Source organism: Shewanella sp. SW24 (assembly GCF_025653395.1).
Classification (GTDB): domain Bacteria; phylum Pseudomonadota; class Gammaproteobacteria; order Enterobacterales; family Shewanellaceae; genus Shewanella; species Shewanella oncorhynchi.
In genome coordinates, this window is record NZ_JAKKSH010000004.1 from 1 (window position 1) to 21,126 (window position 21,126).

Below are 21,126 nucleotides of genomic sequence, written 5' to 3' on the forward strand. Positions count from 1 at the left end.
CATCGGTCGGTCCACCCCAATCAACTGAGTTTTCGGGATGCGGCGAGTTATATCATCTTCAAGTTGACACAACTGCCATCACAAACACCGGGGAATGTCCCGAGAGACGTATTGGATATAGAACGAAATGCACGGCAATTTAAGCTGGATGGTAAACGGGAAAGGGCATATCCACGAGTTCTTAAAATGAGCAAAAACAAGTTTCCGGTTAGACCAAAGAAAAATGCCGTTCACTCTTAAGTGAACGGCATTACCCTATTGGGCGCTTTATTCAAAGGTTAAGCAAAGTCATTAATCACTCGAGCAAAACCTACGTGAGCAATTTACGCAGGTAGAGATAGCGTCGTTAAACCTAACATAGTTTGCATTACGCCAACCACTTGGCAACTGTAACCAAATTCGTTGTCATACCATACATAAAGAATGGCACGCTTGCCTTCTGCAATAGTCGCTTGTGAATCAACCACACCCGCGTAGCGAGAACCGACTAAATCGCTCGATACAATCTCAGTAGAGTCTGTGTAGTCAATTTGATTTTGCAGTGGTGATTGTAGCGCCGTATCTTTCAGATACTCGTTCAGCTCGTCTTTACTGGTTTCAGCATTCAGGTTCATGCTGATGATCGCCATAGAGACGTTAGGCGTCGGCACACGAATCGCGTTACCTGTTAACTTACCGGCTAATGCAGGCAAAGCTTTAGCAACCGCTTTTGCTGCCCCCGTTTCAGTGATCACCATGTTTAATGGTGCACTACGGCCACGACGGTCAGCGGTATGATAGTTATCAATCAGGTTTTGATCGTTGGTATAAGAATGAATCGTTTCAACGTGACCATTCTCGATACCATATTTATCATTCACAGCTTTCAGTACTGGCGTAATAGCATTGGTGGTACAACTCGCCGCAGAAACAATAATGTCTTCCGGGGTAATATCGCCTTCGTTCACACCGTAAACGATATTCTTAATCGCGCCTTTTGCAGGAGCCGTCAGTAATACTTTGCTGGCACCTGGGCTCTTAAGGTGTAAACCAAGACCCGCTTCATCTTTCCAAATACCTGTATTATCAACAATCAATGCATCATTGATGTCGTATTTAGTGTAATCCACTTCGTCGGGTGAATTGGCATAGATCACTTGGATATAAGTGCCGTTGGCTATGATGGCGTTGTTCTCTTCGTCAACTTCAACAGAGCCATTGAAAGGACCATGAACTGAGTCACGACGCAGTAAACTCGCGCGTTTTTCTAAATCGCCTTTCTTACCGCCACGTAAAACGATAGCGCGTAACCTTAACTTATTGCTGCGACCTGTGCGTTCAATCAGCAAGCGTGCCAATAAGCGACCGATACGGCCAAAACCATAAAGCACGACGTCACGCGGTGCGACATCATCGGCATGGTCGATAGCATCGGCCAATTCTTTTGCCATATAGCTTTCAATTTCGCTGACATCAGTATGGTCGCGCCAGTAATTGACAGCGAGTTTACCAATATCCACTTTACATTGTTTAACTGCGAGTTTGCTCAAAGCTTGAACGAAGGGGAAACTCTCGCGTAAACGTAATTTTTCACCGACATGACGACGAACTAAACGGTGCGCTTTAATGATTTCAATCGTAGAAGCATTGAGTAACGGCTTGCCGTAGACCACGACTTCAACGCCTTGGTTACGGTACAACTTGCCTAACAAAGGCTGCATCGCCTCTGCCATTTCAAAACGTTCTTGCCAACTTTGTAGGTGTTTATCAGCGCTCATTTACAGATCCTTTATCTCACTTTTCAATAAAATGTACTGAAAGGTTTGAGTAACATGACGAAAAGACCAATAATCTAATGCGGGTTTTAGGGAAAACCCTGTTTTGGTCGGCGCCATTGTAATGAAAGTCGCGCTTTGTTGCCAGTAAGATATTTTCTGTAAATCTGTAATTTTATTAGAAAAATTATCGTTTGGAGAGTGTTTTGAGACAAAATCTAGTAATAATTACATCATTTACCTTAGGGATGAGCTTTTTCAGTCTTTTCGGTTGTGATAATGACCGAAATATCTCAGCAATTTGTAAAAATAATCCTGAAATTTGTGCCGATTTGCATAAGGACAGCTGGTGTTTGACTGAAAAGACCAAACTTATCCAAAACCGCTACAAGTTAAAAGACAACGAAAACCTCACAGGTAAGCAGCTCTACTCACAATTAACCTACCTTGAGGATTACAGCCGTTGCATTGAACTCGCCTCTGGCGTTCAGCATATCATCCACACCAATCGCACAGCTGATAGAGCCAGAGCCTTTAGACTAAGCACTCAAAATTTAAGTTTACTACAAGATCAAACCCGTGAACGGCAAGACCCTTTTATGTCCTATTACCAATGGACTCGCTTTGGCGATACCGCAGCGTTAAATAGATTATTAGAACAGGAAAACGCCGGAGAAGTGACCGACCCCTTTCTACTTGCCCAAGTCGCAACCTATTACAGCAATCGAAATGCCATCAAAGCGCAACAACTCTATCTTAAAGTCTTTGCGGAGATCCAATACGATGATTTCGACGTTAACTGGTTACTTGGGCTCGCATCTGCCTATCGCCAGCAACAAGTTTTAGATAAATCCTATATGCTGACGAAAGCAAATTTACTACTTACGCAGCAGAAGTATTCTGAAGAAAAAATGCTAGCCTTGCTCGGTGGCAATAAAACGCTGGCGATTGAACTCGATTTAAAAGCCCAAGCCCTTATCGATGCGCTAAAAAAGGGCACTTATTCTATGAGTCCAGTAAGACAATGGCTTGATCCTCAAGCGGTTGCCCAAGCGCCAACTGAAACCGAAGCTGTGCCGCCTGCACCTGTCGAAAAAGTAAACTAAGCAACTGATGGCAAAATGTTTGCCATCTTGTAATTTTTTACCCAATTAATTCGTAAAAAATGGCGATTTCGCGACCGATGTAAAAAAAATACCTAATTTGTTAATCAAGACAGCGGTAAAATGCCGATTTAACTTGACGATAGCTGTCAGTTTGGTAATTTTACTACCAGTTGAATTTTATAATCACCAGAGGGATATGAGATGACTATCCGTGTAGCAATAAATGGCTATGGCCGTATCGGTAGAAACGTATTACGCGCCTTGTACGAAAGCGAAAAAGCTTATCCAATCAAGATTGTCGCTATTAATGATTTAGGCGACGCTTCAATCAACGCTCACCTGACAAAATACGATTCTGTTCATGGTCGTTTCAATGCGAAAGTTGACCATGATGCCGAAGCTATTTATGTGAATGGCGATAAGATCCTCACTTTCCAAGAACGTGATCCTGCAAAACTGCCATGGGCAGAGCTACAGGTTGACGTGGTTTTCGAATGTACCGGTATCTTCACTTCTAAAGAAACCGTTCAACCACATTTAACCGCTGGCGCGAAGAAAGTGATTATTTCTGCTCCAGGTAAAAATGTGGATGCCACAGTTGTTTACGGTGTGAACAACAACGTGCTGACGTCAGACATGACAGTGATTTCAAATGCTTCTTGTACAACAAACTGTTTAGCCCCTTTTGCTAAGCCGTTAAATGACGAGATTGGTATCGAATCAGGCCTGATGACCACCATTCACGCTTATACCAACGATCAACGTTTATCTGACGTGTACCATACAGATTTACGTCGTGCCCGTGCTGCGGCACTGTCAATGATCCCAACTAAAACTGGCGCAGCTGCTGCTGTAGGTTTGGTTGTACCTGAATTACAAGGTAAGTTCGACGGTTTAGCGGTTCGTGTACCTACAGTTAACGTATCACTCGTGGATTTATCTTTCATCGCTGCCCGTGACACGACAGTTGAAGAAGTGAATGCCATTATCGAACGCGCTGCCAGCGTTGCGCCATTGAGCGAAGTGTTAGCGGTAAACAAAGAGCCATTGGTGTCTATCGACTTTAACCACAATGCGTTTTCTTCAAACTTTGACGCAACTCAAACCCGTGTAAACGGTCGTTTAGTGAAAGTGATGTCTTGGTATGATAACGAGTGGGGATTCAGTAACCGTATGTTAGATAACGCGGTTGCACTGATGAACGCCAAGTAAGCGTAAAGTAATCTAGTCACTAGATCCCGCGTTACTCAATCAAGCCTCGCATTTGCGAGGCTTTTTATTGCCTTAGTTTTAATAAAAACAACAGACATAAAAAATCCCCACGCTATGGTAGGGATTTTTATTAGGCTGAAGAAAAGCTAAATAACGCGCTTAGGCATTACCCTTCACTTTCATATTCAGTGTCTTGGCAAAATCCAGCATACGCGTCAGCGGGATCAGCGCTTTAACTCTTAAGTCTTCATCCACAAAAATCTCATGGGTGGTTTTATCGCTGTCGGCGAGTGACGCTTCAATCGCCTGTAGACCGTTCATCGCCATCCAAGGACAGTGGGCGCAGCTCTTACAGGTTGCGCCATTTCCGCCGGTTGGCGCTTCAATTAAAATTTTACCTGGCGCCGCCTGCTGCATTTTATAAAAAATGCCGCGATCGGTTGCCACGATAAAACGCTCATTTGGCATGGTCTGCGCTGCTTTAATCAGTTGACTGGTCGAGCCAACTGCATCGGCCATCGCCACCACACTGGCTGGCGACTCAGGATGCACAAGAATAGCCGCATCTGGGTAAACGCTTTTCATATCGCGCAGCGCATTAGATTTAAACTCGTCGTGAACGATACAATCGCCCTGCCACATCAACATGTCGGCGCCCGTCTGCTTGGCAATATAGCTGCCTAAATGACGATCGGGTCCCCAAATGATCTTTTTGCCTTCGCTGTCTAAGTGCTCTACGATTTCAAGGGCAATGCTCGATGTCACCACCCAATCGGCGCGCGCTTTAACCGCAGCCGAAGTATTGGCGTAAACCACCACAGTATGATCTGGGTGCGCGTCGCAGAAAGCGCTGAACTTATCAATCGGACAACCTAAATCCAATGAACAGGTCGCTTCAAGGGTCGGCATTAGGATAGTTTTTTCAGGGCTCAAAATCTTGGCGGTTTCGCCCATAAACTTGACCCCAGCAACGATCAAGGTTTTTGCTGGGTGATCGCGGCCAAAGCGCGCCATTTCTAAGGAGTCTGAAACGCAGCCGCCAGTCTCTTCGGCAAGGGCTTGGATTTCAGGATCGGTATAATAGTGGGCAACCAGAACGGCATCTTTTTCAATGAGCAGTTGTTTGATACGCGCCTTGTAATCGGCTTTTTGCGCATCGGACAAAGGCACTGGTTTAGGCGGAAACGGGTAATCAATGGTTTCTATTGTTGGAGCAAATGGGCTGGGGGCTAACTGACTCATAACACATCCATCAGGATAACTACGTTCGGGAATTATACGTAATCGGGATCAAAAGATTAACCCATTTGTGCAAAGCAAATAAAAAAGGACGCTTTTAGCGTCCTTTTTGTGTCAGTTATTCGTGCCAGCGGCTTAGCGCATCGCTAATAACATCTCTTGAGGCTGCTCAAGATACTGTTTCCACAGATTACAGAAGCGAGCAATGGTGCCGCCATCGATCACTCTATGGTCACCTGACCAGCTCACTTGCATGATTTGGCGAGCTTCGACTTCCCCTTTCGCGTTAAAGCGCGGTAGGGTTTGCAACTTACCTAAGGCCACAATCGCCACCTCAGGTTTGTTGATAATAGGCGTCGCCACTGTGCCACCTAAGGCGCCAATGTTCGATATGGAAATCGTGCCGTCTTTCAGATCCGCTGGCGCCACGCGGCCGCTGCGGGCTGCTTGGGTCAGGCGGGTGATTTCTGCCGCCACTTCTAAAATGCTCTTGTCCTGCACATCTTTGATGTTGGGCACCAAGAGACCGACTTTAGAATCCACCGCCATGCCGATATTGTGGCGCGCCTTATAAGTCAGCTCAGTGCAATCCGCATTCACTTGACTGTTCATCACAGGGAACTGACTTAACGCGAGCGACATCGACTTCATGAAGAAAGGCATCATGGTCAGCTTCACTTCATCTGACGAATACTTCACTTTCATGCTTTCACGCAGTGCAACTAAGTCTGTTAAATCAAACTCTTCGCAATAGGTAAAGTGCGGAATGCTCGATACAGATTCCACCATCATGCGTGCCATCACAGCTTTTACGCCGCGAATCGGCTCAACCGTGTCAGCGCGTTGAGTCACTGTCGATGTTGGAACTTGGGTTTGAGATGTTTGAGTCGCTTGAACTGACGCCTCTTTTACCTGAGCCGCACTTGATGCAGAAACATTGCTCGCGCCTTGTTGGAAGCGAGTGATGTCTTCCTTATACACACGGCCGTGCTTTCCTGTGCCAGGTACTTGGCTCAAATCGATATCTAACGACCGCGCCATGCGACGAACTGCGGGGCTGGCTAAGGCTTTACCTTGGCGAGCAGGCTCTGCATTCACAGCCTGCACTGCAGGTGCCGCATTAGCCGCAGTATCTGTATTTGTTGTCGCCGCAGGTGTAGAAGCCGCCTGTTCAACTTCAATGGCAAATAAAGGCGCATGTACTTTAGCTAGCTGACCTTTGCGATAATGCAGTTTGGCAATTTTACCCGCTTTAATGGCAGGAATTTGCACCAGCGCTTTATCTGTCATCACGTCGGCAATCGGTTGATCTTCCTCAACCCAATCACCTTCACTCACCAACCATTCAACTAGTTCACATTCAACAATGCCTTCGCCGATATCTGGTAGCAAGAATTCTTCAATGCTGACAGATGAATGAGATGACGTGGTCGCGTTTGTTACTGCCACTGGCTCAGCCACAGCAGATTCAGCCGCAACAGACTCTTCAGCTGCGATTTCAACGGCACCTTCAATTTGTACGGCATAGAGCGGAGCATGCACTTTCGCAATATCGCCCTTGGCGTAATACAGTTTAGTGACCACGCCCGCAAAAGGCGCAGGGATTTGCACTAAGGCTTTGTCTGTCATGACATCGGCAATCGGCTGATCTTCAACGACTGTGTCGCCTTCTTTGACCAGCCATTCAACCAACTCACACTCCACAACGCCTTCGCCAATATCCGGCAAAATAAAATCTTTAATCATACCGGACTCCTAGAAGGTCACTGATGCTTTGATGGCTTCAAACGTTTTGAATGCATCTGGCATGTATTCTTTTTCATGAATGAGTGGGTACGGGGTATCCAAACCACAAACGCGGCTGATGGGCGATTCTAGATACAAGAAGCATTCTTGCTGAATCGTCGCCGCTATCTCACCAGCAAAACCACCGGTTAATGGCGCTTCATGGTTAACCAGTAAACGTCCGGTCTTTTTGACTGAATCGGCAACGGTATCGATATCCCAGGGTGACAAGGTGCGTAAATCGATAACTTCACAGGAGATCCCTTCTTTAGCGGCCATGTCGGCGGCTTTTTCAAGGATTTCCATTTGCGCGCCCCACGCCACTAAGGTGATGTCTTTACCTTCGCGAACCACTTCAGCCTTACCCAGTTCAATTTCATAATCGCCCGCTGGCACTTCGCCAACCGATGCACGATATAAACGCTTAGGCTCAAAGAAGATCACCGGATTTTTGTCACGGATTGACGCCAACAGCAGTCCTTTGGCTTGCTCAGGGTTGCGTGGCACCACCACTTTTAACCCCGGCGTCTGGGTAAAATAGGCTTCAGGTGATTGTGAGTGATAATGGCCGCCCGCTATGCCGCCGCCATAGGGCGTACGGAACACTAATCCACCGACATCGAACTCATTACCGCTACGGTAACGGAACTTAGCCGACTCGTTGACGATTTGATCAAACGCCGGAAAGATATAATCGGCGAATTGAATTTCAGCCACGGCGGTCATGCCATTTGAGGCTAAACCATTGGCAAAACCGGCAATACCTTGTTCTGTCAGCGGCGTATTAAAGCAGCGAGCGCGACCGAATTTTTCTTGAAGACCAGAGGTGGCGCGAAATACCCCGCCAAAGTGGCCCACATCTTCACCAAAAACCACCATGCGTTCATCGGCTTGCATGGCAATCGACAAGGCCTCATTGACGGCCTGTAACATATTCATTTCAGCCACGGCTTATAGTCTCCCTGCACTTTTTGGATAGGCTTGCGGATATTTCTTGATATGTTCTTTAAGATCGGCAAGTTGCTTTTTCAGCACTGGCGTCGGCTTGTCGTACACATCTTCAATAATTTCATCCAGCATAGGCACAGGAATTTTTTCAGCCACTTTTACTGCAGCCAATACTTCTTCACGATATTTTTCATGCAGTTTCACATCATCCGCTTCAGCCAACCAACCTTTGTTGATAAGCCATAATTTGAAGCGTTTAACCGGATCGTGTTGCTGCCACTTGGCTTCTTCATCTTTCGAGCGATAACCTGAGGGATCGTCTGAAGAAGAGTGTGCGCCGAGACGGTAAGTCATGGCTTCAATCAGCACAGGCGCATTATGCTCAATCGCATAGGCACGGGCTTGCTGGGTTGCCGCTAACACGGCCAACATGTCATTGCCGTCTACACGAATGGTGTGCATGCCATAACCTACACCGCGGCTGGCAATACCGTTTCCAGCAAACTGCTCTTCAGTGGGGGTAGAAATCGCGTAGCCATTGTTACGACAGAAGAAAATCACTGGGCATTTCAGTACCGCGGCCATGTTTAGGCCAGCATGAAAATCCCCTTCCGATGCAGCGCCTTCGCCAAAATAACAAACCGCGACTTTGCGCTTACCTTGCATTTTTAAGCTGTAGCCCACACCAGTCGCCTGCGGGATTTGCGTGGCTAACGGTGACGAAATCGTTTGATAATGCAATGCCGCACTGCCGTAATGGATTGGCATTTGGCGACCTTTACCAAGATCTTTCTCGTTACTGAACATCTGATTCATAAACTGTTCAGTGGTAAAGCCGCGATAACGCAGCGCCGCATGCTCACGATATTGTGCAAGGATCACATCTTCTTGATCGAGTGCGGCCACACTGCCAACAATCGCCGCTTCTTCACCCGTACAGGTCATGTAGAAACTGATGCGTCCTTGACGCTGGGCGCCAAGCATACGTTCATCAAGTACCCGAGTGAATACACAGGTATCGTAAATTTTAGTGGCTAAGGTTTCATCTATCACAGGCAAAACCGCGGTTTCATAAGTGGTGCCGTCGGCTTGTAGAATTCGAAGGATAGGAATGTGTAGCGATGCCTTATCCAAGAAGCCGACACGGTGCACTGTATCAGTGTTGAGTGTTGCTTTGCTCATATTGTGCTCTTGTTATCTCATTACGCATCAAAGCGTTTTGATGCGTCTGTTTATACGAATATGCCCGACGAACATTACGTTAACGTAAACTACCTATCAACCATTGGCATAGCTCAAACCACAAGTTATCCCTGCCACGCATGTATATATTGCTTTACAAGCCTAACGCACGTCCGCATTCACCGCAGGGATCAGGCAAATCACAGTGCGATTACCAATAGGCACTTTGGCATTAGGGAACACGACAGACTCAAACTCATGTTCCACTTTAATTTCTTGCCCACCTTCCCGCGCTAAAACAAAGCCCTTCGGGAAAGATCTGAAGTTTTCGACATCAGTTGCGAAGGTAAATTCAAAATCATCGAAATGTTTATTGATGACGCGGCACACTTGGTACAAGTTAACCTTATCGGCATCAAATGCATCCAGCGCCAACGGCTTAGCGGTGATCAAGCGCATGAACATTTCATGGGTGGCGATAAAACGCATCATGTCGTTCTGCCCCATGGGATACACTTTGCCAAGCTCAATGGTAAAGGCATCGGCACCGTAGCGTTCAGAGGAAAAATAGCTGAAGGTCGTGGTCGGTTCATGGTGGAAAAGTACTGTATCGACGCCGCTTGCGGCTAAAAACATAATTTGCTCGCCGCTAAAGGCGCGCCCAGGACGATAGGGATAGATAGCGAACTTTTCATGCTTCGAGGCGCGCATCGCCGTGTGCAGATCATAATGGATGCGCTGACGTCCATCGGCAACCGCAGTATAAAAACGATCGACATAGGCTTCGAGTTTTTTCGCGCGAACTCGCTCAGGGTTCACTAACCCTGGTGGATTGGAATGCTCACCACTAAAGAGACGATTCATGTTTTCGTCAATAATCCGCGTGCCGTTATTAATCGCTAATGGGTTACCAATGAGAAATAAAGTGCGCTGCTTTGCGATGATCTTTTGCTGTAGAAGTTGTTTAATTAAGCTATTGCAGAGTTCAATAGGCGCGGTCTCGTTACCGTGAACACCGCAGGAAAGCACAATATCTTTTCCTTCATTCTTTACTGGTTCGAAAACAATAACACCGGTATCCCACACTTCCACTTGAGTATGATCGCCTAAGTTAAATGAAAATTCGCCATCGAACTGTTTAGGGTGGGCTAAGGTGAGCGCTAAAAAATCCTTTGAATCTAACAGAGCTTGTAACACAGAATTCTCCTTATAATGATGTGTAACAGTATTGGCGCAATAGCATAAGTACAGGCAGTAATTACCACTTAAGCATTTATCTCACCGCGGTTAGTCTCACTCGCACCTAAAAAACGGCTTCAATACTAACACATGTTTTTAGTGCTGTTCTCAGACATTTATTGCCGTAGGACCCAGTTTTAAGCGGAATGACATTCAACTAAGCTGATTGTTAAATTCTTAGGACATTCCCTAAGAATTTCCCATGATAAATATTCCAGCTTGAGGCTTGCTTTTGCACTCAAGTTTTATCACAATCCTTAGCCATCTAGACTTCTATTGGATTTAATTATGGCGTTAGCAACCTTTGGTGCCGGCTGTTTCTGGGGCGTAGAGTATTTTTTTAGACAAGTGAACGGCGTATCGAATGCCACCTGCGGCTATATGGGCGGCAATAATGCGGCGACGAGCTATGAAGAAGTCAAAAAAGGCAAAACGGGCCATGCCGAAGTGGTGCAAGTGGAATTCGATCCCGCCCTTGTCAGTTATGAAGACTTGCTCGATGTATTTTGGAAAAACCATAATCCTACGAGTCTGAACATGCAAGGCGGAGATATTGGCACCCAATATCGCAGCACCATTTTCTTCCACGACCGTGAGCAAAAAGCGGCCGCAGAAGCCTCAAAGTTAGCTTTTGCCCGCTCGGGCCGTTGGGGATTACGCCATATCGTCACTGAAATAGTGCCACTTCAACAGTTCCATGTGGCTGAGGAATATCATCAAAATTACATCGATAAGAATAACTTACCGAGTTGTCATATCGAGTACTAAATACGGTCAAATCAGTATTAGATCAACTACTCACAGCTGAATTAGACACAAACAAAAACGCACTCAAATCTGAGTGCGTTTTTTATTTTGAGACGTTAGCTAAACCTACTACTGCATTAAGCGTTTAGCGCCTTATCAATTAATGCCTGCGCATCTTTGATGATCTCAGCCAAATGCTGCTCACTGATAAAACTTTCGCCGTAGATTTTAAATAACGCTTCAGTGCCCGATGGACGCGCCGCAAACCACCCATTAGCGGTGGTAACTTTGATGCCGCCAATCGCCGCATTATTGCCTGGCGCATGGGTTAACACGTTTTCGATTGTCTCACCTGCAAGCACAGTGGCATTTAAGGTATCGGCATTGAGCAAAGCAAACTTGGCTTTGTTTTCAAGACTGATTGGGCTATCGATACGCTTATAGAAACTTTGGCCAAATTGTTTTACTAACTCTTGGTGACGCTGACCTGGGGTTTTACCTGTCACCGCAAGAATTTCTGCGGCAAGTAATCCTAAAATGAAGCCGTCTTTATCTGTGCACCATGTGCTGCCATCACGGCGTAAAAATGCCGCGCCAGCACTCTCTTCACCGCCAAAGGCGATTGTGGCTTCGGCTAAACCGTCGACAAACCACTTAAAGCCCACAGGCACTTCGAGTAACTTTTTGCCGTGGAAAGCACAGATTTTATCGATAAGCGCACTCGATACTAAGGTTTTACCTATGGCTAAGGTATCGCTCCAATCTGGTCTGTGTGTCAGTAAATAATCAATAGCGACCGCAAGATAATGATTCGGATCCATCAAACCCGTACCAGGGCAAACGATGCCGTGACGGTCATAATCGGGATCATTACCAAGGCATAAATCAAAGGATTCTTTATGGGCGAGTAACCCGGCCATCGCGTAGGGAGATGAGCAATCCATGCGGATTTTGCCGTCTTTATCCAGCGGCATAAAGCTAAAGCTTGGATCAACCTTATCATTAACTAACGTGATATCGAGCCCATAACGCGCGGCAATCGGTGCCCAATAGAAAATCCCTGAACCACCGAGCGGGTCAACGCCGATACGCAGCTTAGCGTTGGCAATCGCCTGCATGTCGATAACATTTTCTAAATCAGCCACATAAGGCGTGATCAAATCAATGGCGTTGACATAGCCTGATGCCAGCGCTTCGGCATACGCTAATTTTTGCACGCCAGCTAACGCTTGGCGCAAGTAATCATTGGCCCGCGATTCAATCCAAGCGGTGATATTACCTTCGGCCGGTCCACCATGGGGTGGATTGTACTTGATGCCACCATCTTGAGGCGGATTGTGGGAAGGCGTAATGATCAAACCATCGGACAATGCCGCACCCGTAATATTGGCTTCGCGATTGGCGCAAATCACCCCATGGGAAACCACTGGCGTTGGCGTAAATCCATCGTTCTGTTGGATTTTCACTGTGACTTTATTTGCCGCCAGCACTTCAATTGCCGACAAATAGGCCGCATAGGATAACGCATGGGTGTCAATCCCAAGGATCAGCGGCCCATCGATATTTGCCGATTGACGGTAGTCAACCACAGCTTGGGTAATCGCCCAAATGTGTTGTTGGTTAAAACTGCCATTGGAAGCGCAGCCTCTGTGCCCAGAAGTGCCAAAGGTGACGCGTTGTTGTACGTCATCCATATTTGGCGTGATGCTGTAATAATGGCTCATCAGTTTTGGAATATTGACCAGATCCGTCTGATTAGCGATTTGTCCTGCCCTTTGATGTATTGCCACCTATGGCTCTCCTGCACTCAATTACAATTAGAAAAAGTAGAAAAATGTCGTACTAACCAGGCTCACCCGAGGATTAAACGCGCTCGGCGATGCCCGCTGCTACTGTCGCATCACAACCAAATTGCACTAAAACTTCCGATAAAATAGTGCGTTTCTTGGCGGTATTGTTGTTACTCGTTACCCAGAAACCACTTGCACCAATTTCTTTTGGGTTAGCCGAAGCACTCGCTTCGAGCAGTTGCTCCTTAGAGCGAGCAAAATACAAACGATCGCGCCCTTGGATCTGCAAAATTTGTGAGAATTGCTCTGGGGCTAATTGATACAAACTTTCGAGCAAAAACAGAAAACGACCTACTGCGCCTTTTTGCTGCGATAACTGATGTTCATCGACTAAGCGACTAAAATCATTCACTGCTGGCACTGTTTGCGCCGCGATGGGCTGAATAGGTTCAGCTTCAAGACTGGGTTGGCTAATCGCCAAAGGCTGGGGTTGTTCGACCGCATCGACGGACAGGCCGAGTAATCGACGAAGAATGTCAGAGGCGCTCTCACCAATTCGTTCTGTTTTGCTGGCAATATGACGATAGAGCTCTTCATCTACTTCGATATATTTCATAACCTTAATTATCCTTTGTTATTCGACAGGCTTAACCGAAAAAAGTGTACCACAGCGATCGGGGCAGATCATTGCGATCTGTTACCAGTGTATCTATCTCTATCAATCTGATAAAGCGCCATTATTCTAAAAGTGCGGGAAATAGCACAGCAAACTAGCAGTTAATCGACAATTGCCGAAAAAGCACACAAGTTACTGGCCGCCCCCACTATAGAAATGGCAACTGACTTGTCAAGCCAACGGCATTAAGGGCACAATTCGCGTCACGCTAAGCTAAAAATCTCCAACAGGAATCACCATGAACTTTGTTTCCACAGGCCAAGGACCCGCAGTGCTCTTGATCCACGGCTTGTTCGGTAATCTAGATAACCTCAAAGGTCTAGGGCAAGTATTAGAAAATCAGTATCAAGTTATTCGTGTCGATGTGCCCAATCATGGTTTAAGTGAGCATTGGGATCAAATGGACTACCCTCGTCTGGCCACTGCAATGATCAGCTTGCTCGACGAACTGGCTATTGAACGCGCCCATATTGTGGGTCACTCCATGGGCGGTAAAATCGCCATGGCGACGGCGTTAGCCTTTCCAGAGCGCATTATCAGCATGGTGGCAGCCGATATCGCCCCCGTAGCCTATGAGCCAAGACACGACACAGTGTTTGCTGCATTAGAAAGTCTGCCCTTAGAAGGCCATACCGACAGGCGCTTTGCCCTAAACCACTTAATAGACAATGGTATTGACGAAGCCACGGCACAATTTTTACTCAAAAATCTACAACGCACTGATACTGGCTTTCGTTGGAAAATGAACTTAAGTGGCCTAAAGGCTTGTTATCCTAATATTATTGGCTGGCAAAATCAGACGCCAAATCCAGTACAAAGCTATGCTGGACCAAGTCTGTTTATTCGCGGCGGCGACTCAAATTATGTCACTAGCGAGCACAGAAGCGCTATCATGGCGCAATTCCCCGCGGCACAGGCAAAAACACTTGAAGGATGTGGTCATTGGTTGCATGCGCAAAAACCCGTCATTTTTAACCGGATCGTGTCTGAATTTATTGACAAACATTCAATGTAAATCAGCAGCAAACTCGACCGAAAGCATATGGCAGCCGCCATCTTGTTGTGATATATTCGCGCCTCTTTTGGCCTTAGAACACTCTCAAGGACTAAGAAAGTATGTTATCTCAGTACATGGAACAAATTGAAACCATCGGCCTGAACCTGTTTTTTGCCTCGATATTTTTCTTTATCGGCATGGCCATCCACGATGTGCTTAAACAAGGTAACGTGCCAAAATTTGGTCGATTTATTGTTTGGTTAGTGTTATTTCTCGGCTGCGCCGGGTTTATTGTAAAAGGTATTATCCAGATCACTTGGGAAGGCTCAGGGATCGGTTAACAATAAGAACATGGCAAAAGAAGCGACAGACAGAACCACCATTGACCTTTTTGCCAATGAAAAGCGCCGGGGCCGCCCAAGAAGTAATCCTTTGTCCCGTAGCCAACAGCTTAAGGTCAACAAACGCAATCAAATCCAGCGCGATAAAGCCAACGGATTAAAGCGAATAGAGTTAAAGGTGTCACAAGATTTGTATGACGCCTTGAATGAGCAGGCATTGGCCAGTAACATCAGCCGTAGCCAGTTAATCGAATTAATTCTTCAGCAACAAGTTGAGTGCTGAACGAGTACCAGCAAGATTAACCTAATAAGTGAACTAGACATTAAAGGATAGACAATGGCAACTGTAGGTCTTTTTTTCGGTAGCGACACAGGTAACACCGAAGCTGTAGCCAAGATGATCCAGAAAAAACTGGGTAAAAAAATGGTTGAGGTGAAAGATATCGCCAAAAGTACCAAAGAACAGATTGCAGAGTATGACTTGCTGCTGTTCGGCATCCCGACCTGGTATTACGGTGAAGCGCAATGTGACTGGGATGATTTCTTCCCTGAATTAGAGCAAATTGATTTTACTGACAAACTTGTCGCTATTTTTGGTTGTGGTGATCAAGAAGACTACGCTGAGTATTTCCTTGATGCCATGGGCATGGTTGGCGATATTGTTCAGGCCCGTGGTGGCATCATCATCGGCCATTGGCCAACTGCAAGCTACAATTTTGAAGCCTCTAAAGGTCAAGTCGATGACGACCACTTTATTGGTTTAGGTATCGATGAAGATCGCCAACCAGAGCTGACTGAAGAACGTGTTGATGCTTGGGTTAAGCAAATTTACGAAGAAATGTGTTTAGCTGAATTAGAAGATTAATTCTGTTAACCATTTGATTAAAGCGGCTTAACGCCGCTTTTTTTATGCATATATTTCTGACTTGTTGCAACTATCTACTTTTTGTAACTAAGAATAACGACATACCACACTCATGACCAACACAGCCCGCTCTAATCACTGGGATATTTTTTGCACCGTCGTTGATAACTACGGCGATATTGGCGTCACTTGGCGTTTAGCAAAACAAATAGCCAATGAGTATCAGATCCCTGTTAATCTGTGGGTCGACGACCTCGCAAGCTTCTCCCATATTTTACCGACACTCGAACCACTAAAAGCCACTCAAACCTTCAATGGTGTGAATATTATTCATTGGAAAGAGCCTTTGCCTGTAGCGTTTGTCGCAGGAGCTGTGCTCATCGAAGCCTTTGCCTGTGAACTCCCTGAACAGGTAAAAGCGCAGCTGGCTTATTTACATCAGAACGCCCCAAAATCTGTACCTGTCTGGCTGAATTTAGAGTATTTAAGTGCTGAGGATTGGGTTGAAGGCTGCCATGGTTTGCCATCGTTACAAGCCAATGGTTTGAAGAAGTATTTCTACTTTCCCGGTTTTAGCGCCAAAACGGGTGGACTCATTTGCGAGCAAAATTTGTTTGCAGAGCGTGATGCTTGGCAAGCTGATACTGCCAATAAATTGCAGCTTTTTACTGATCTAGGTCTTAAGGACATTCAGGCACAAGACACTGTTATTAGCGTTTTTAGCTATGAGACCGAGGCGCTACCCGCATTATGTGAGTTATGGCAGCAATCGGTAGAAAAAATCCATGCGCTGGTCCCCAAGGGGCGTAGCTTAAACAGTCTGACGCATTTACTACCCTGTGAAATTGCTGCTCTAGTGCCGGGTCAACAGATAAATCATGGCAATTTAACCCTGCACATTTTACCCATGACAGACCAACAGGGGTTTGATCGCCTGCTCTGGAGCAGTGATTTTAATATCGTGCGCGGTGAAGATTCCTTTTTACGTGCCCAATGGGCCGCAAAACCCTTCATTTGGCACATTTATCCCCAAGAAGATGATTATCACCTCGTAAAATTAGAAGCTTTTCTCAAACTTTACTGCGATAATCTGCCACCTAAAATTGCTTGTTATTGGTCTGAATTGAATCTCGCGTTCAACCAAGCACAGCAATCAGCCGTGAGCCTTCACTGGCAAAACCTTAATCCTGTTAATTTGCCCTTGTTGCATCACCATGCTAAACAATGGCCAATTAATGCATTAAATGCTGCAGATCTCGCTACTCGACTAGTTCAGTTCGTTAAAAACAGCTAAGATACTGCGCGAAAACAGAAAAATCTAAATATAGGAAATAGTGTAATGAAAACTGCTCATGAAATCCGTCCTGGTAACGTGATCATGTTAGATGGCAGCCCATGGGTTGTGCAGAAAACTGAAACAACTCGTTCTGGCCGTAACGCTGCTATCGTTAAGTTAAAGTTAAAAAACTTGCTGCTTAACTCTGGTACTGAAACGACTTTCAAAGGTGAAGATAAGTTAGAAGACATCATCCTAGATCGTCTTGACTGCACATATTCTTACTTTGCAGATCCTATGTTTGTATTCATGGATGCAGAATACAACCAATACGACGTAGAAGCTGAAAACCTAGGTGATGCAGCGGCTTATATCGTTGACGGTATGGAAGAAACTTGCCAAGTGACTTTCTATGATGGCAAAGCTATCTCTGTTGAAATGCCAACCACTATCGTACGTGAAGTGATCTACACTGAGCCTTCAGCCCGTGGCGATACTTCAGGTAAAGTGATGAAGCCAGCGACTATCACTGGCGGTGGCACAGTAAGTGTTGCTGACTTCGTGAAAGTAGGCGACAAAATTGAAATTGACACTCGTACTGGTGAATTCAAGAAGCGCGTTTAATCGCCCTTCTCGTTTCCAGACGAAGAAAAGCCAGTGCTTGCACTGGCTTTTTTGTCGCTATTTTTTAGTCACTCATTTTTAAGACTCTTGAGTCATTGAAGGGGTTAAAACTTTTATAAGTAATAATTCCCTTATTCATAAAAGCGTTAGCATTGCGGCCCTAAGAAACGTCGCTCCCAAGCCCCTATCTCACTCAAATAACTTTGGAATTCAATTTCCTTCACCGATACAAAGCCAGTGACAAAATCGTCCCCGAGTAAGCGTCGTGCCGAATCACTTTGGCGCATTTGCGTTAACGCAGCTAAAAATGTCTGCGCGAGGTCATGGCAGCTATCGTAGGCGCTCCCAGTTTCTGGTGCACTTGGCGATAATTTTTCTTCTATTCCGGCAAGGCCCGCAGCCAAAGATGCGGCAATCATCAAATACGGATTGGCATCGGCGCCCGCAATACGATTCTCTACCCGTCTCGCCACTGGAGCACTTAATGGCACACGTAGGCCCGTGGTGCGATTATCAACGCCCCAGCTTAAATTAATCGGCGCTTGACTGCCGGAAATGTAACGTCTAAATGAATTGATATTGGGTGCAAATAACAACATTAAATCAGGTAGATACTTTTGTAATCCGCCGATATAGTGGTGAAAACGGTCAGTGTCGCTACCATCTGCATGGCTGAAAATATTATGACCTTTATCATCGACGACACTTTGATGTAAATGCATAGAACTGCCGGGTTGACCCGCTATGGGTTTCGCCATAAAAATCGCATTCAAGCCATGTTTTATGGCGATTTCTTTCGCGGCGTATTTAAACATAAAGGCTTGATCTGCAAGAGCCAGCGGATCGCCATGCACTAAGTTAATTTCATATTGCGATAGCCCCATCTCATGGATCCAAGTATCACCTTTAATCCCAATCGCATCGATAGCGGCATTAAACTCATCCCAAAATGGCGCGAGTTCATTGAGCATATTCATGCTAAACGCAGATTGACCGTTTTCAGCTCGGCCACTTTTTGAAATGGGCGCCTGATACGGCACACTCGGATCGGTATTGGCTTCAGTCAGATAAAACTCAATCTCAGGGGCCACCACGGGTGTTAACCCAAGGGCTTGGTAACGGGCCAACACATTTTTTAACATAGAGCGCGGCGCAAATGGACATAAATTGCCATCCAGTAATACGCAGTCATGGATGGCAAATGCGCGCGGGACTGTGCTCCATGGGATCATCTTGAGAGTGCTGTAATCGGGGACGAGTAAAAGATCAGGATCAGCATCAGGGAAAACAGGATCGTAGGAATACTCACCGGTAATCGCCTGCATCGAAATCGCTTGGGCAATACGTAATTCAGCACCCTGAGCAAAACTTCGGGCTGGCATAAGCTTTCCCCTTGGATAGCCTGAAATATCAGGGAATAAACACTCGACATCACGTATTGTGCCGTGCTCGAAAAACGCAGTAAGAAGAGTTGAGTCCATTTGATTCGTTTGCCACTAATGTTGAAAATAATGCCCTGAAGGATGCAAAGTATAATCAGGCTTTGATTTGAAAAGCTACATGGCGACGATGAAATATGTAAAATATAAATGACAATTCCGTAAAATATAATTTGACATCAGTTGAAAATCTTCATTTAACAGTGTAATCGTGTTTATCCTAGTTCAAGCCTCCTCACTCTTTACTCACCTTTTACTCATTCTAGCCGCCTAACCCCATTACGGCAGACATAAAAAAACCAGCCGTAGCTGGTTTCTTATATTAATCGTGACAGAAGTTATGCAATCACAATAAAGCCGATAAATGCTATTACTGCTGCGATAAGTGCATAAGGTAACTGAGTCACAGCATGGCTCACTAAGTTACAACCTGAGCCTTGGGCGGCCAATACGGTTGAATCTGAGTAGAAGCACGCTTGGCTACCAAATGATGATGCAGACAATAAGGCCCCAATGACTAATGGGATGTCCGCCCCAACCGCTTGCGCTAATGGCATCACGATAGGAATCGTCACGGCAAATATACCCCAGCTCGAACCTGTGGCAAACGCGAGTATAGCCATAGATAAAAACACTACCGCAGGCAGCAATTTAGGTGTCATAAATGGGCTTAATGACTCAATGACATACTGCGGCAGTAACAACTGATCGCACACATCCTTAAACACAAACGCCGCAATCACAGTGCTAATCGCCGGTAGCATGCTCTTAAAGCCATCGATCATCTGATCCATCATCTCGGATAACGGCATTAAACGCTGCCCCGCATAATAAGGAATCGTGATCACTAAGGTCGCCAGCAAGCCTTTCCACACATCGATATCAAAGTACACGGTAAAGGCCACTAACAAACAAATCGGCACTAAAAAGTTATGCAGTTTGCCATGATTATCGGCGTGCTTAAATTCCTCTTCGATGGCTTTAACCGCATATTCATCCGAGGTTTGCACTTGGTCGAAATCCACTTGGGCTTCTGCTGGTTCGCCTTGGGCGGCGCGCAGCTGCGCAGTCTTCATCGGACCAATGGCAGGCACTATGCCGAGTGCCACAAGCAGCACCATAGCCACGGCTAACCAAGCATAAAGCATGTAAGGAATCGCTTGCATATAAACAGCAATGCCCTGACCTTCTGCTGCCACACCGTTATCGACCAGTAATCCACCAAAGAATACAGCCCAGGTCGACAATGGCACTAACACGCACACGGGCGCGGCGGTGGAATCTACGACATAGGCGAGCATTTCACGGGATACTTTAAATTTATCCGTTACACGCTTCATGGTTTCACCCACGGTCAACGCATTGAGATAGTCATCGATAAAAATCACGATCCCAAGGATAAAAGTCATTAATAGGGAAGATTTAGGTCCTTTCGCCAATTTAAGTGCATTGCGGCCAAACGCTAATGCGCCGCCAGTTCGAACTAAAAGTGCGATGAGCGCGCCAAAACCACCACACACCAGAATCAACCAACCTATGGTTTCATCGGCCATAACCTTCAATGACACACTAGCAAAATTGTTTAAGACTTGACTGGGATCGAGTAACAGGAAACCGGTTACCGCACCTATGATCAAAGATAAAATAGGACGGCGTAACCAAATAGCTAACACCAATACCACCAAAGGTGGAATGAGACTTAACGCTGTCGGTTCAGACATGCACTTAGGTCCTCTAAATAAATCGCCTAAAAGGCAAATGGTTTTAGAATAACGTCTGAAATCAACACGATTCAGAACGTCAACACAGCTGCTTCATGATGACTAACCCTGAAGATAAAACCCGCGAATTGCTTGCTATCTAAGGTGCCTTGCCAAAAACATCGCGCAGAAAATAAAGCGCATCG

General features: G+C 45.9%; 19 protein-coding genes and 1 pseudogene. 10 read left to right on the top strand and 10 right to left on the bottom strand.

What is annotated here, in order from left to right; translation table 11 throughout:
- Positions 1-240 (top strand): annotated as a pseudogene (locus L5M17_RS05005) (IS4 family transposase); the annotation flags it as partial.
- Between the two features lie 83 nt (positions 241-323).
- On the opposite strand, the gene L5M17_RS05010 reads toward L5M17_RS05005, so the two are convergent.
- Entirely contained in the window at positions 324-1,757 is a 1,434-nt protein-coding gene (locus L5M17_RS05010) for a glyceraldehyde-3-phosphate dehydrogenase (protein ID WP_028759978.1), read from the bottom strand.
- 203 nt (positions 1,758-1,960) lie between these two features.
- On the opposite strand from L5M17_RS05010, the gene L5M17_RS05015 reads away from it, so the two are divergent.
- Entirely contained in the window at positions 1,961-2,860 is a 900-nt protein-coding gene (locus L5M17_RS05015; protein ID WP_263145673.1) for a DUF2989 domain-containing protein, read from the top strand.
- 201 nt (positions 2,861-3,061) lie between these two features.
- A complete protein-coding gene (gap, locus tag L5M17_RS05020) occupies positions 3,062-4,072 on the top strand; it encodes a type I glyceraldehyde-3-phosphate dehydrogenase (RefSeq protein ID WP_006081590.1) in 1,011 nt (336 codons plus the stop codon).
- A 159-nt stretch (positions 4,073-4,231) separates the two neighbouring features.
- Here gap and nadA read toward each other — a convergent pair whose 3' ends face one another.
- The 5 genes from nadA to astE all read right to left on the bottom strand — a co-directional run bounded on the left by nadA (position 4,232) and on the right by astE (position 10,423).
- Positions 4,232-5,314 (bottom strand): quinolinate synthase NadA, encoded by a 1,083-nt coding sequence (gene nadA / locus L5M17_RS05025; protein WP_028759980.1) that lies wholly within the window; start codon positions 5,312-5,314, stop codon positions 4,232-4,234.
- A gap of 132 nt (positions 5,315-5,446) precedes the next feature.
- Positions 5,447-7,057, bottom strand: a complete 1,611-nt coding sequence (locus L5M17_RS05030; RefSeq protein ID WP_263145674.1) for a dihydrolipoyllysine-residue acetyltransferase — start codon at positions 7,055-7,057, stop codon at positions 5,447-5,449.
- Positions 7,058-7,066: 9 nt separating this feature from the next.
- The gene (locus tag L5M17_RS05035; RefSeq protein ID WP_028759982.1) at positions 7,067-8,044 is read right to left on the bottom strand and encodes an alpha-ketoacid dehydrogenase subunit beta; all 978 of its coding nucleotides are present in this window, start codon (positions 8,042-8,044) and stop codon (positions 7,067-7,069) included.
- Positions 8,045-8,047: 3 nt separating this feature from the next.
- Positions 8,048-9,226, bottom strand: a complete 1,179-nt coding sequence (locus L5M17_RS05040; RefSeq protein ID WP_006081586.1) for a thiamine pyrophosphate-dependent dehydrogenase E1 component subunit alpha — start codon at positions 9,224-9,226, stop codon at positions 8,048-8,050.
- A 162-nt stretch (positions 9,227-9,388) separates the two neighbouring features.
- Positions 9,389-10,423, bottom strand: coding sequence for a succinylglutamate desuccinylase (gene astE, locus L5M17_RS05045; protein ID WP_263145677.1), 1,035 nt, complete (start codon positions 10,421-10,423; stop codon positions 9,389-9,391).
- 330 nt (positions 10,424-10,753) lie between these two features.
- Between astE and msrA the strand changes: the two genes are divergently transcribed.
- On the top strand, positions 10,754-11,233 hold the full coding sequence (msrA, locus tag L5M17_RS05050; RefSeq protein WP_105252470.1) for a peptide-methionine (S)-S-oxide reductase MsrA: 480 nt from the start codon (positions 10,754-10,756) through the stop codon (positions 11,231-11,233).
- A 116-nt stretch (positions 11,234-11,349) separates the two neighbouring features.
- Here msrA and pgm read toward each other — a convergent pair whose 3' ends face one another.
- Entirely contained in the window at positions 11,350-13,002 is a 1,653-nt protein-coding gene (gene pgm, locus L5M17_RS05055) for a phosphoglucomutase (alpha-D-glucose-1,6-bisphosphate-dependent) (RefSeq protein ID WP_263145680.1), read from the bottom strand.
- Between the two features lie 73 nt (positions 13,003-13,075).
- The gene (seqA, locus tag L5M17_RS05060) at positions 13,076-13,618 is read right to left on the bottom strand and encodes a replication initiation negative regulator SeqA (protein ID WP_198573466.1); all 543 of its coding nucleotides are present in this window, start codon (positions 13,616-13,618) and stop codon (positions 13,076-13,078) included.
- A gap of 298 nt (positions 13,619-13,916) precedes the next feature.
- Between seqA and L5M17_RS05065 the strand changes: the two genes are divergently transcribed.
- The 6 genes from L5M17_RS05065 (at position 13,917) to efp (ending at position 17,781) form a co-directional block, all read left to right on the top strand.
- A complete protein-coding gene (locus tag L5M17_RS05065) occupies positions 13,917-14,693 on the top strand; it encodes an alpha/beta fold hydrolase (RefSeq protein WP_263145683.1) in 777 nt (258 codons plus the stop codon).
- A 101-nt stretch (positions 14,694-14,794) separates the two neighbouring features.
- A complete protein-coding gene (locus L5M17_RS05070) occupies positions 14,795-15,016 on the top strand; it encodes a DUF2788 domain-containing protein (RefSeq protein WP_006081578.1) in 222 nt (73 codons plus the stop codon).
- Positions 15,017-15,026: 10 nt separating this feature from the next.
- Positions 15,027-15,299 (top strand): LexA regulated protein, encoded by a 273-nt coding sequence (gene ybfE, locus L5M17_RS05075; protein WP_006081577.1) that lies wholly within the window; start codon positions 15,027-15,029, stop codon positions 15,297-15,299.
- Positions 15,300-15,353: 54 nt separating this feature from the next.
- Complete coding sequence (gene fldA, locus L5M17_RS05080) at positions 15,354-15,881, top strand: flavodoxin FldA (protein WP_006081576.1); 528 nt, start codon at positions 15,354-15,356, stop codon at positions 15,879-15,881.
- A 112-nt stretch (positions 15,882-15,993) separates the two neighbouring features.
- Positions 15,994-17,175, top strand: a complete 1,182-nt coding sequence (earP, locus tag L5M17_RS05085; protein ID WP_263145686.1) for an elongation factor P maturation arginine rhamnosyltransferase EarP — start codon at positions 15,994-15,996, stop codon at positions 17,173-17,175.
- Between the two features lie 45 nt (positions 17,176-17,220).
- Positions 17,221-17,781 (top strand): elongation factor P, encoded by a 561-nt coding sequence (gene efp, locus L5M17_RS05090; RefSeq protein ID WP_105252465.1) that lies wholly within the window; start codon positions 17,221-17,223, stop codon positions 17,779-17,781.
- A gap of 146 nt (positions 17,782-17,927) precedes the next feature.
- Here the strand turns inward: efp and L5M17_RS05095 are convergent, their stop codons facing one another.
- Together L5M17_RS05095 and L5M17_RS05100 are read right to left on the bottom strand one after the other, a co-directional pair.
- Complete coding sequence (locus L5M17_RS05095; protein ID WP_317629587.1) at positions 17,928-19,262, bottom strand: glutamine synthetase family protein; 1,335 nt, start codon at positions 19,260-19,262, stop codon at positions 17,928-17,930.
- Positions 19,263-19,558: 296 nt separating this feature from the next.
- Positions 19,559-20,941 (bottom strand): Na+/H+ antiporter NhaC family protein, encoded by a 1,383-nt coding sequence (locus tag L5M17_RS05100; protein WP_263145690.1) that lies wholly within the window; start codon positions 20,939-20,941, stop codon positions 19,559-19,561.
- Between the last annotated feature and the right edge of the window lie 185 nt (positions 20,942-21,126).